The 11,938-nt window shown below is 64.0% G+C and carries 11 protein-coding genes; 6 read left to right on the top strand and 5 right to left on the bottom strand.

Annotated elements, in window-relative coordinates; all coding sequences use genetic code 11:
- The first annotated feature begins 29 nt into the window (after nucleotides 1-29).
- Genes FJ988_RS01635 through FJ988_RS01615 form a run of 5 tightly spaced genes read left to right on the top strand, consistent with a single transcriptional unit; the run spans nucleotide 30 to nucleotide 5,271 of the window.
- On the top strand, nucleotides 30-1,628 hold the full coding sequence (locus tag FJ988_RS01635; RefSeq protein WP_140814998.1) for an ABC transporter substrate-binding protein: 1,599 nt from the start codon (nucleotides 30-32) through the stop codon (nucleotides 1,626-1,628).
- 51 nt (nucleotides 1,629-1,679) lie between these two features.
- Complete coding sequence (locus FJ988_RS01630; RefSeq protein ID WP_140814997.1) at nucleotides 1,680-2,687, top strand: ABC transporter permease subunit; 1,008 nt, start codon at nucleotides 1,680-1,682, stop codon at nucleotides 2,685-2,687.
- Nucleotides 2,688-3,596 carry an ABC transporter permease subunit gene (locus FJ988_RS01625; RefSeq protein WP_140814996.1) on the top strand — a complete coding sequence of 303 codons (909 nt, stop codon included), beginning with the start codon at nucleotides 2,688-2,690 and terminating at the stop codon, nucleotides 3,594-3,596.
- Nucleotides 3,596-4,447, top strand: a complete 852-nt coding sequence (locus FJ988_RS01620; RefSeq protein ID WP_140814995.1) for an ABC transporter ATP-binding protein — start codon at nucleotides 3,596-3,598, stop codon at nucleotides 4,445-4,447. Before FJ988_RS01625 ends, FJ988_RS01620 begins: the two co-directional genes overlap by 1 nt.
- On the top strand, nucleotides 4,444-5,271 hold the full coding sequence (locus tag FJ988_RS01615) for a dipeptide ABC transporter ATP-binding protein (RefSeq protein WP_140814994.1): 828 nt from the start codon (nucleotides 4,444-4,446) through the stop codon (nucleotides 5,269-5,271). The genes FJ988_RS01620 and FJ988_RS01615 overlap by 4 nt, the downstream gene beginning before the upstream one ends.
- Nucleotides 5,272-5,529: 258 nt before the next feature.
- On the opposite strand, the gene FJ988_RS01610 is transcribed toward FJ988_RS01615, so the two are convergent.
- From FJ988_RS01610 to FJ988_RS01590, 5 genes are all read right to left on the bottom strand, one after another.
- Complete coding sequence (locus FJ988_RS01610; RefSeq protein WP_140814993.1) at nucleotides 5,530-6,798, bottom strand: cysteine desulfurase-like protein; 1,269 nt, start codon at nucleotides 6,796-6,798, stop codon at nucleotides 5,530-5,532.
- A 45-nt stretch (nucleotides 6,799-6,843) separates the two neighbouring features.
- On the bottom strand, nucleotides 6,844-7,518 hold the full coding sequence (locus tag FJ988_RS01605) for an amino acid ABC transporter permease (RefSeq protein ID WP_140814992.1): 675 nt from the start codon (nucleotides 7,516-7,518) through the stop codon (nucleotides 6,844-6,846).
- Nucleotides 7,519-7,698: 180 nt separating this feature from the next.
- Nucleotides 7,699-8,496, bottom strand: a complete 798-nt coding sequence (locus tag FJ988_RS01600) for an ABC transporter substrate-binding protein (protein WP_140814991.1) — start codon at nucleotides 8,494-8,496, stop codon at nucleotides 7,699-7,701.
- A gap of 89 nt (nucleotides 8,497-8,585) precedes the next feature.
- Nucleotides 8,586-9,785 carry a pyridoxal phosphate-dependent aminotransferase gene (locus FJ988_RS01595; RefSeq protein WP_140814990.1) on the bottom strand — a complete coding sequence of 400 codons (1,200 nt, stop codon included), beginning with the start codon at nucleotides 9,783-9,785 and terminating at the stop codon, nucleotides 8,586-8,588.
- 175 nt (nucleotides 9,786-9,960) lie between these two features.
- The gene (locus tag FJ988_RS01590) at nucleotides 9,961-10,722 is read right to left on the bottom strand and encodes an HpcH/HpaI aldolase/citrate lyase family protein (protein WP_140814989.1); all 762 of its coding nucleotides are present in this window, start codon (nucleotides 10,720-10,722) and stop codon (nucleotides 9,961-9,963) included.
- A gap of 123 nt (nucleotides 10,723-10,845) precedes the next feature.
- Between FJ988_RS01590 and FJ988_RS01585 the strand changes: the two genes are divergently transcribed.
- Complete coding sequence (locus FJ988_RS01585; protein WP_140814988.1) at nucleotides 10,846-11,937, top strand: LLM class flavin-dependent oxidoreductase; 1,092 nt, start codon at nucleotides 10,846-10,848, stop codon at nucleotides 11,935-11,937.
- Nucleotide 11,938: the final 1 nt, after the last annotated feature.

The following is an 11,938-nucleotide window of genomic DNA, read 5'->3' as shown; positions in this document are numbered from 1 at the left end:
GGGCTTGGGAGAACATCAGGGAGTGCTCAATGAAAAAGACAATGACTTTTGCAGCCGCGTTGCTGGCTGCAAGCGTCCTCAGCGGCATGGCCAGCGCAAAGACGCTTGTCTACTGCTCGGAAGCGTCGCCCGCGAACTTCGATCCGGGTACGACCACCGGCGGTAACGACTTCGACGCGTCCTCGCGCACGGTCTATTCGCGACTGGTCGAGTTCAAGCATGGCGGCACCGAGATCGAGCCCGGTCTCGCCGACAAGTGGGAAATCTCCGACGACGGCCTGGTCTATACGTTCCACCTGCATCCGGGCGTGAAGTTCCAGACCACCGACTATTTCAAGCCGACGCGCGACCTCAATGCCGACGACGTCGTCTTCTCCTTCGACCGCCAGTTCAACAAGCAGAATCCGTGGAACGGCGACAAGTATCTGCCGAACCTCACCTGGGACTATTACACCGGCATGGACATGCCGAAATACGTCGCCAAGTGGGAGAAGGTCGACGACCTCACCGTCAAGCTGACGCTGACTGAGCCGAACGCGCCGATGCTGGCCAATCTCGGCATGGACTTCGCCTCGATCGTGTCCAAGGAATATGCCGACCAGCTCGAGAAGGACGGCAAGATGGCCGACTTCTCGACCAAGCCGATCGGCACCGGCCCGTTCCAGTTCGTCGACTACCAGCTGGATTCGGTCATCCGCTACGCGGCCAACCCCGACTATTTCAAGGGCAAGGAAAAGATCGACGATCTGGTCTTCGCCATCACGCCTGACGCCACTGCCCGCATCCAGAAAGTGCTGGCGGGCGAATGCGACATCGCGCCCTATCCGAACCCGGCCGACATCGCCACCATCAAGGCCAACAATGACGTGACCCTGATGGATCAGGCCGGCCTGAACATCGGCTATATGAGCTACAACACGACGATCCCGCCGCTCGACAAGCCGGAAGTGCGCCATGCGCTCAACCAGGCGATCGACCGGGAAGCGCTGATCAAGTCGCTGTTCCAGGATGCCGGCGCGACGCCTGCCGAGAACCTGATCCCGCCGACCATGTGGTCGTGGGACAAGGACGTGAAGTCCGACGCCTACAATCCGGATGAGGCCAAGAAGGTGCTCGAGGCGGCCGGCTTGAAGGAAATCCAGCTCTGGGCTTCCGACCGCGTCCGTCCGTACAACCCGAACTTCCAGCGCGCTGCCGAACTGATCCAGGCCGACTGGGCCAAGGTCGGCGTCAAGGCCGAGATCGTCAACTACGAGTGGACGAAGTACCGCGAGGAAGGCAAGAAGAAGGACCGTCCCGGCGCGTTCCAGATCGGCTGGACCGGCGACAATGGCGATCCGGACAACTTCTTCGCCACCCTTTTCGCCTGCTCGGCCATCGGCGTCTCGAACTACTCAAGCTGGTGCGACAAGGACTTCGAGGACCTGATCCAGAAGGCCAAGAAGACCAGCGACCAGGCCGAGCGCACCAAGCTCTATGAGCAGGCGCAGGTGATCTTCGCCAAGCAGGCTCCGGCTTTCCTTTTGGCCCACAGCCAGGTCTATGCGGTCGTTCGCAAGAATGTCAGCGGCTTCATGATGGACCCGCTCGGCATTCATCGCTTCGACGGCGTTGACAAAGCCGAATAAGATTGCGAACGGGGCGGCGTAAACCTTAACGCCGCCCCATTCCACTCGACGATGCTCCGTTATCTTCTCAACAAGATCGCCCTCCTGATCCCGACGCTCGTCGGCATCACCATCTGCGCCTTCGCCTTCGTGCGGCTGCTGCCCGGCGACCCGATCCTCGCCATGGCCGGCGAGCATGGCGTCGCGCCCGCCCGCTACGAAGAGCTGAAGGAAAAGTTCGGCTACAATCTGCCGATCTGGCAGCAATATGCGCGCTATGTCGGCGAGGTCGCCACCGGCGATTTCGGCGTGTCTATTTCCTCCAAGCGCCCGGTTCTCGAGGAATTCAAGACGCTCTTCCCGGCAACGCTGGAGCTGTCCTTCTTCGCCATGGTCTTCGCCATGGTCATCGGCATTCCGGCCGGCATCTTCGCCGCCGTCAAACGCGGCTCCTGGTTCGACCAATCGCTGATGGGCACGGCCCTTGTCGGCTATTCCATGCCGATCTTCTGGTGGGGCCTTCTGCTCATCATCTTCTTTTCCGGCTATCTCGGCTGGACGCCGGTTTCGGGCCGCATCGGCCTGCAATTCTTCTTCAAGCCGATCACCGGCTTCATGACCATCGACAGCCTGCTCTACGGCAAATGGGACGCGTTCCGCTCGGCGCTCAGCCATCTCGTCCTGCCGGCGATCGTGCTCGGCACCATCCCGCTTGCGGTCATCGCACGCCAGACGCGCTCGGCGATGCTCGAGGTGCTGGGCGAGGATTACGTCCGCACCGCCCGCGCCAAAGGCCTCTCGGCGGCCCGCGTCGTCGGCGTGCATGCCTTGCGCAACGCGCTGATCCCGGTCGTCACCACCATCGGCCTGCAGGTCGGCACGCTGCTCGCCGGCGCCATCCTCACCGAAACCATCTTCGCCTGGCCCGGCATCGGCAAGTGGATGGTCGATTCCATCTTCAAGCGCGACTATGTCGTCGTGCAGTCGGGCCTGCTGTTGATCGCGTTGATCGTCATGGCGGTGAACCTCATCGTCGATGTGCTTTACGCCGTCATCAACCCACGCATCAGGGCGGCATAAATGAGCCAGACCGAAATCGCCCCGATGGCCGCCGGCAATCCGGATCGCCTCACCGGCCTGAAAACCTTCTGGCACTATTTCTCGGTGAACCGCGGCGCCGTCATCGGCCTGTTCGTCTTCATCCTTTTGGTGCTGGCGGCCCTATTCGCGCCGCTGCTCGCGCCTTATGCGCCTGATGTCCAGGACAAGACCGCGTTTCTGCGGCCTCCCGCGTGGCAGGCCGGCGGCTCGACGCAATTTCTGCTCGGCACCGATCCGGTCGGCCGCGACATCCTCTCGCGCCTGCTCTACGGCGCGCGCTTCTCGCTGCTGATCGGCGCCGTCGTCGTCACGCTGGCGCTGACCGGCGGCATCACGCTCGGCCTTCTCGCCGGCTATTTCCGCGGCTGGGTCGATGTCGCGATCATGCGCGTCATGGACCTGATCCTGGCCTTCCCGTCGCTTCTTCTGGCGCTGGTGCTGGTCACCATCCTCGGCCCCGGCCTGTTCAACGCGATGCTGGCGATCGCGCTGGTGCTGCAGCCGCATTTCGCCCGTCTCGTGCGCGCCGCCGTGATGGCCGAGAAGAGCCGCGAATATGTCGTGGCCGCCAAGGTCGCCGGGGCCGGGCATCTCAGGCTGATGCTCGCCACCATCCTGCCCAACTGCCTGGCGCCGCTGATCGTCCAGGGCACGCTGTCCTTCTCCAACGCCATCCTCGAGGCAGCCGCCCTCGGCTTCCTCGGCCTCGGCGCCCAGCCGCCGACGCCGGAATGGGGCACCATGCTGGCCTCGGCGCGCGAGTTCATCCTGCGCGCCTGGTGGGTGGTGACCTTCCCCGGTCTCGCCATCCTCATCACCGTGCTTGCCATCAACCTGGTCGGCGACGGCCTGCGCGATGCGCTCGATCCCAAGCTCAGGAGGTCGTGATGGCGCTGCTCGACATCCAGAATCTCGTCGTTGAGTTCCAGACCGCGTCCGGTCCGTTCCGCGCCGTCGACGGCGTCTCGCTCCATGTCGACGAGCGCGAGGTGCTCGCCATCGTCGGCGAATCCGGCTCCGGCAAATCGGTGTCGATGCTGGCCGTGATGGGCCTCTTGCCCTGGACAGCCACCGTCACCGCCGACCGCATGACCTTCAACGGCCGCGACTTGTTGAAGATCAGCCCCGCCGACCGTCGCAAGATCATCGGCAAGGACATCGCCATGATCTTCCAGGAGCCGATCGCCAGCCTGAACCCGTGCTTCACCGTCGGCTTCCAGATCGAGGAAGTGCTGCGCTTCCATATGGGCATGGACAAGGCCGAGCGACGGGCACGCGCCATCGAGCTTTTCAAGCAGGTCGGCATTCCCGATCCGGCCGATCGGCTCAATTCCTTCCCGCACCAGATGTCGGGCGGCCAGTGCCAGCGCGTCATGATCGCGATGGCGATCGCCTGCAATCCAAAGCTTCTGATTGCCGACGAGCCGACGACCGCGCTCGATGTCACCATCCAGAAGCAGATCCTCGACCTGCTGGTCTCGCTGCAGGCCAAATACGGCATGGGCCTGATCATGATCACCCACAATATGGGCGTGGTGGCCGAGACCGCCGACCGCGTCATCGTCCAGTACAAGGGCCGCAAGATGGAAGAGGCCGACGTGCTGTCACTGTTCGAAAGCCCGAAGAGCAACTACACGCGCGCGCTGCTTTCGGCGCTGCCGGACAACGCCGTCGGCGACCGGCTGCCGACCGTCTCCGACATGCTTTTCGAGGCCGCACCTTCAGGAGCCGGCGCATGACCAAGGTCGTCGAAGGCAAGAACATCAAGCGCGACTATCATGTCGGCGGTGGCCTGTTCCGCGGCGCGCGCACCGTGCATGCGGTGAAGGGCGTCTCCTTCAGCGTCGACAAGGGCAAGACGCTGGCGATCGTGGGCGAATCGGGCTGCGGCAAGTCCACGCTCGCGCGCATCATCACACTGATCGATCCGGCGACATCGGGCGAACTCTTCATCGACGGCAACAAGGTCGACATCGCCAGGGACGGGCTCTCCAAGGAAATGCGCCGCAAGGTGCAGATCGTCTTCCAGAACCCCTATGGCTCGCTCAACCCGCGCCAGAAGATCGGCGACGTGCTCGGCGAGCCGCTGCTCATTAACACCGACAAGTCGGCCGAGGAGCGGCGCGACCTGGCGATGAAGATGCTGAAGAAGGTCGGGCTCGGACCCGAGCACTACAACCGCTATCCGCACATGTTCTCGGGCGGCCAGCGCCAGCGCATCGCCATCGCCCGCGCGCTGATGCTGAACCCGAGCCTGCTTGTGCTCGACGAGCCGGTCTCGGCGCTCGACCTGTCGGTGCAGGCGCAGGTACTCAACCTGCTCGCCGACCTGCAGGACGAGTTCCAGCTGACCTATGTCTTCATCAGCCACGATCTCTCGGTGGTACGCTACATCGCTGATGAGGTGATGGTGATGTATTTCGGCGAAGCGGTCGAATACGGCTCGCGCGACGAGGTCTTTTCCAACCCCAGGCACGCCTACACCAAGACGCTGTTCGCCGCGACGCCGCGCGCCGACGTGGCGAGCATCAAGGCGAGGCTCGCGAAGAAGAAGGCGGCTTAAGCCGCGGGTCGCCGTTCTAGAGGTCGTCATCCTAGGGCGGAGCGACGCGAAGCGGCGCGCAGACCCTAGGATCCATTCCGTTACCTCGGCCGAAAAATGCAGCGGAGCAGAATTCTGCACCGTGAGCGGCGCTCGCATGTCACGGAATGGATCCTCGGGTCTGCGCCGCGTCGCTTCGCTCCTTGCTCCGCCCGTGGATGACGACGCGGAGGTAGCCGTTCCGATGACCTATGCAGGCTCGGACCAGAGGTCGTTAGATCACGCCAGCTTCGCGATCACCGCCCGCAGCGCTTCGCCGAATTTGCGCACTTCCTCCACCGTGTTGTAATGCACCAGCGAGGCGCGGATGGCGCCGCTGTCCATGGCGAGGTTGAGCCGCTTCATCAGCCGCGGCGCGTACATGTGGCCGTCGCGGATGCCGATCTGCATGGCGGCCATCTCCTCGACGATCCGCTGCGGCGACAGCTTGCCGATGTTGAAGCAGAAGGTCGGCACGCGCTCGTGGATGCGCGCCTCGTCGGCGACGCCGTAGATGGTGGCGCCGCAATCCTTCAGCACCTTCATCATCTCGCGCGCCAGCATCAGTTCGTAGTCGCGGATGGCGTTCATGCCGGCCACGATGTTGTCGCGCCGCGAGCGATTGTTTTCCGGCAGGAAATTGCGGCCGATCGATTCCAGGTAGCGCACCGCCGCGTCCATGCCCGAGACGTTCTCGTAGATGAAGGTGCCGGCCTCGACCTTGTAGGGCGGCTCGTCCGGAATGAAGTCCTCGCGGAAGGTCGGCAGCCGCTTCAGCGTGTCGAAGCGGCCCCAGAGGAAGCCCATATGCGGCGAGAAATTCTTGTAGCCGGAGCAGACGAGATAGTCGCAGCCCCAGGCCTGCACGTCCATCAGCCCGTGCGGGCCGTAATGCACGCAGTCGAGGAACACTTCGGCGCCGGCGACATGCGCGATCTGCGCCACCGAGGCGACATCGACGATCGAGCCGATCGAATGCGCCGTCACCGTGCAGGCGACGAGGCGTGTGCGCTCCGACACCAGCGGCTTGAGGTCGTCGACATGGAGATTGCCGTCCTCGCGCATACGCCACCATTTGAACTTGGCGCCGGCGGATTCCAGCGCCAGCCAGGTGGCGATGTTGGCGTCGTGGTCCATGTCGGTGATGACGATCTCGTCGCGCTCTTGAAGCATCTGGCCGATGCCGAGGCTGACCAGCCGGATGAACGAGGTGGCGTTCATGCCGAAGCAGATTTCGAATGGGCTGTAGGCGTTGATCAAGAGCGCCACGCTCTCGCGCGCGGTCGCGACCGACTGGTCGACGATGACGCTGCGGCCATAGCGGCCGCCGCGCTGCACATTGTGCGAAACCAGATGGTTGGTGACCGCGTCGAGCACGCTTTGCGGGATCTGGGCGCCGGCGGCATTGTCCATGAAGATGAAGTCGCCGGCCTGGGTGAGCGCCGGGAACATGGCCCGGATTTTCTCGACCGGGAATGTGCCGGCTTTGTCGGTCTGATGCTTGTTCACGGGGATACGCTCCTGCGGGGGACTTGGATGATTGGTTGGTGAAACTCAGCGCGTCTTCTCGGTCTGGAAGCGTCGCTCGAGCAGGCTGACCAGGCGCACCATCGGCCAGAGGAAGATGAGATAGACCAGCGCTGCGCCGATCAGCGGCGAGGGGTTGGCGTAGAGCGACTGCGCGTTGGTCGCTTCCTTCAAGAGCTCGGGCAGCGCCACGGTCGAGGCGAGCGACGTGTCCTTGAACATCGACACGCAATTGCTGGTCATCGGCGGAATGACGACGCGGATCGCCTGCGGCAGCACCACCTTGCGCAAGGTCAGCATGAAGGGAAGGCCGAGCGCCTGCGCCGCTTCGAACTGGCCCTTCGGAATGCTTTCGATGCCGGAACGGAACACCTCGGCCGAATAGGCCGACATGATGATGGCGAACGCCGTCACGGCGGAAGCCCAGGACGACAGGCGTATGCCGAGGAAGGGCAGGGCGTAGTAGATCAGGATCAGCACCACCAGCACCGGCAGGGCGCGGAAGATGTCAGTATAGCCGATGGCGAGCCAGCGCAGCGGCTTCGGCGCATAGAGCCGCACCAGGCTGATCGCCAGCCCGACGGCGATGCCGATGACGATGCTCATGATGCCGAGCAGCAGCGTGTTGAGGAAACCCCGCAGCAGCGCCGGCAGGCTGGACGCAATGACGTCGGGATTGAAGAAAGTGTCGATCAGCGACATGGGAGCGTTCCCGAACCGTACCGGAGCAATTCCAGGAAAAGTGTGACGCGGTTTTCCGTCCGGAATTGCTCAAAAACAAGGACAGAGGCCCGGAAACTTACATCTGCGCTGCGGTTCCGGGAGAAAGGAAACGAGCCGTGCAGGCTGGACGCCGGCACGGCTCGCTTTTGGTCAGTCCGCTCAGGCCTTGGGCAGCGGCATTTCCTTGACCGTAGAGGAATCGGCCGGCGCGTCGGTGCCGAACCACTTCTTGTGGATCGCGGCCAGCGTGCCGTCCTTCTTCATCGAGGTGATCGCGTCGTTGAGCTTGCCGAGCAGCGGATGGTCCTTGGTCATCATCAGCCCGTACTGCTCGCCGGTCTTGATGCGTTCCTTGACCACGAGGTCCTTCATCTTCTGGAAGGAGTACTGCATGCCGGGAATGTCGCTGACGGCGGCGTCGACGCGGCCGGCGCTGAGATCGAGCAGAAGGTTCTGCTGCGTGTCGTAGCCCTTCACGTCGCTGAAGCCGTCGGCCGCCTGGTGGTCCTTGACCCACGTCTCGCCGGTCGAACCGGACAGCACGCCGACCACCTTACCCTTGAGATCGGCTTCCTTGTTGATCGCGCTGTCGGTCTTGGTGGCGATGCCCATGTCGGAATCATAATAGGGCTGGGTGAAGGACTGCGACTTCAGCCGCTCGGCCGTGATCGTGATCGAGGAGATGGCGACGTCGATACGCTTCGAGGTGGTAGCGGCGAACAGCGCCTGGAAGCCGAGATCGGCGATATCGGTGGTCATGCCGATGCGCTTGGCCGCTTCGTTGACGATGTCGACCTCGAAACCCTCGAACGTGCCGCTCTCGTTCTTGTATTCGAAGGGCGGATTGGTCGGGTAGGCGCCGACATTGAGCACATCGGCGGCATAGGCCGAGGCCGGGCCGGCGGCGATGCCGATGGCGGCGGCCAGAACAAGCAGATTGCGACGCGTAAAGCTCATTTGGTTTTCCCTCTGGGTCTTCCCTCTGTTGTCGATCGGGCGGGGCTCGCCCCGCACGGTTTGTTGCCGTCCCGCCTCCCAGCGGGGCGTCAATTCATGGCGGCGACCATGCGCTCGAGCGCGGTCGCGATCTGGTCGCGGTCGCGGCAGACGCACATGCGCAGGAACGGCGTCGCCGCGCTGCCGAAGAGATGGCCGGGCGCCAGTCCGACGCGCGCCGTCTCCAGGATTTTTGCGCAGGCCTGCCTCGCGTCGCTCTCGCCCTCCACGGCGAAGAACACATACATGCCGCCGCGCGGTTTGGTCGGCAGGATAACGCCCGGGATCTGCGCCAGCCGGTCATAGGCAAGGTCGAGGCCGGTTTTGATGCGCTGCCGGATTTCTTCCACCAGCGGCTCGCCCTGGCGGATGGCGGCAACGGCGCCGGCCTGGATCGGCGCCGCGGTGCCGCTGTTGATATATTGCGTCATGGCGCCGAGCTGGTCGGCCACGCCCGACGGATGCGTCAGCCAGCCGATGCGCCAGCCGGTCATCGCCCAGGCCTTCGAGAAACTGTTGACCGACAGCACCCGGTCGCCGTCCTCGGCGATCTGCAGGATGGACGGCGCGACATCGCCGTCGAAACAGAGCCGGCCATAGACCTCGTCGGAGATGATCCAGATGCCGGTGCGCCGGCTGAAGTCGAGCAGCGCCTGCATTTCTTCGCGCGATGCGGTCCAGCCGGTCGGGTTGGACGGCGTCGACAGGAAGATGGCGCGGGTGCGTGCGTCGCAGGTGGCGAAAAGCCGGTCGAGGTCGAGCCGCCAGTCGCCCTTGAAGTCGAGCGAGAATGGCCGCGGCTCGCCGCCGATCAGATGGATGGCGTTGTGGATGTTCGGCCATTGCGGCGCGACATAGACGACATTGGTGCCGGTATCGACCAAGAGCTCCAGCGCGAGGTACAGCGCCTGCATGCCGCCCGGCGTGACTGTCGTGCGCGCGATCGGGATCGGGCGGCCATGGATGCGCGTCTGGTACTCCGACAGCGCCTCGTTCAGCGGGGCGTGCCCGCGCATGTTGGGGACGTAGAAGGTGAGGCCCTCATCGAAAGCGGCCTTGGCCGCGTCGCGGATGAAGGCGGGCGTGACCATGTCGCCTTCGCCGTACCAGAGCGCGATGACGTCGCCCAGTTCGCGAGCCCGCACGGCAAGGTTGGCGATGTTTTCCGTGTGCAGGTCGCGGATCTGGGCGCGCACGCCGTCGAAAGCGTAGCGCGCGCTGGACGATGTCTGGGGCAACACAAACGACAAGGACTGAAACCCTTCCCACCCGGAGCACCATGGCAGCTGACCGAAAACGCCCTCCGCCACGGCAGCTACCATCAAGGATGCTATCCAAAGCGCGGAGCTTTTCAAGGCAAAAGTTTTAAGCTTAAAAAGTTTGGCGCGGTTGTTGCCCTACTGATACCCCCTTGGTCGCGTCCGGTTACGCCAACTCATCGCGCGCGGCGGCGTTGTTGGCAGCGGCGCCAGCGCCAAGGAACATCGTGTCGCTGGCCAGCACGAAGAAACTGGCGCCGCTTGGCGCCCATCGGCCGACATTCTGCGGGCTGGCGCAGAAAATGCCGGCGGCTTTGCCGTGCGCAAGCGTCGCGCTGATGATGGTCTTGATCGCCGCATTGAGCCTATCCGCGCCTGCCGGGCCGATCGCGTCGATCGACACCGAAAGATCGCCGGGGCCAACGAAGATCAGGTCGACGCCGTCGACAGCCGCGATCGCCTCGATGTTGGCCAGCCCTTCCGAAGTCTCGACCTGGACCGCCACGACGATCCGCTCATTGGCGGCGGCAAGATATTCGGGAATGCGGTAGCCATAGCCGGCCGCCCGTCCAGGCCCGACGCCGCGTTCGCCCAGCGGCGGATAGCGCGAGGCCTTCACGGCAAAAGCGGCCTGCGCGGCGGTCGAGACGCGCGGGATCAGCACGCCCTGCGCGCCGCTGTCGAGCGCCGCCTGGACCGCCTCAGGCGCATGTCCAGGAACCCGCACCATCGCCGGCACGCGATGCACGTCGGCCGCGCGCACCATGGCCTCGATCGTCTCGCGCGACATCTGCGCATGCTCCCAGTCGATGCAGAGGAAATCCAGCCCGGACGACGCCATCACCTCGACCGCGACGGGGTGGGGAATGGCCGCAAAGGAACCAACCAGGTTCGTCCTGCCGATGCATTTCTGGCGGAATTCGCTCATGCCGATGCCCTTTCCTGTCGCCGCAATTCATAGTCGCAAAAGCCGGCGAGGCGAAGCTATTTCAGGCTTGAAATATTTTTAGCGAAGCCTAGCGTGTGGGCGTCCTGCCCGTGAGTTTCCAAGATGATCAAAGTCCACCCCCTGCACGGCCCAAACCGACTGAAGCTTGGCGTCTTTTCGACCAATGCGGATGGCGGGCTTGCCATCACCGACGTGCCGGAACGCTGGACAGCGAACTGGCAGGACAATCTGACGGCTGCCCAGATCGCCGACCGCGCCGGGCTGGAATTCATGCTGCCGATCGCGCGCTGGCGCGGTTTTGGCGGCCGCAACAAGGTGCGTGAATTCTCCTTCGAGACCTTCACATGGGCCGCCGCCCTTGCCGCCGCGACCGACAGGATCGGCCTGTTCATGACCGTGCATGTGCCGCTTGTGCATCCGCTCTATGCCGCCAAGGCGCTGGCCACGGTCGACCATATCAGTCAGGGCCGCGCGGGGCTCAACATTGTCTGCGGCTGGAACCCGAAAGAGTTCGGCATGTTCGGCACGCCGCTGGTCGAGAAGGGCTACGACCAGGCGGCCGAGTGGATCGAAATCCTGGAGCGGCTTTATGCCTCGAACGAGCCTCTCGACTATGAAGGCACCTACTACCGGCTGAAGGAAGCGGTGAGCCGGCCGGCGAGCCTGCAGGCCCTCCGGCCGGTGACGATGAACGCCGCCTTCGGCGATCCGGGCCGCGATTTCGCCGCCGGCCGATGCGATTACCTGTTCACGACCTTTTCCGAGATGAGCGATGCCGGCAAGCATGTCGCAGACATAGGCGAGCGCGCGGCGAAGGCGGGCCGCGATGTCGGCGTCTACACCGTGGCGCATGTCGTCTGCCGCCCGACCATGGAGGAGGCGCAGGCCTATTACACGCGTTATGCTGTCGACATGGCCGACCACGAAGCGGTCGACGCGCATATGGCCGGCAAGAAGGAATTCTCGCAGTCGCACGATCCGCATGCCTATGACCGCTACCGCCAGCGTTTCGCCGGCGGCGCCGGCACCTATCCGCTGGTCGGGACGCCTGAAACGATCGCCGCCGACATGGCGGCCATTGCCGCGCATGGCTACCAGGGCATCGCCTTGTCCTTCGTCAACTACACGCAGGAACTGCCCTATTTCTGCGACCACGTGCTGCCGCTGCTGAGGCAGGCGGGGCTTCGCGGGTAAA

Origin of the sequence: Mesorhizobium sp. CU3, assembly GCF_006442965.1 — a bacterium.
Taxonomy (GTDB): Bacteria; Pseudomonadota; Alphaproteobacteria; order Rhizobiales; family Rhizobiaceae; genus Mesorhizobium.
The sequence above is the reverse complement of the archived record's forward strand: the minus strand, read 5'-3'. Positions and strand labels throughout refer to the sequence as shown.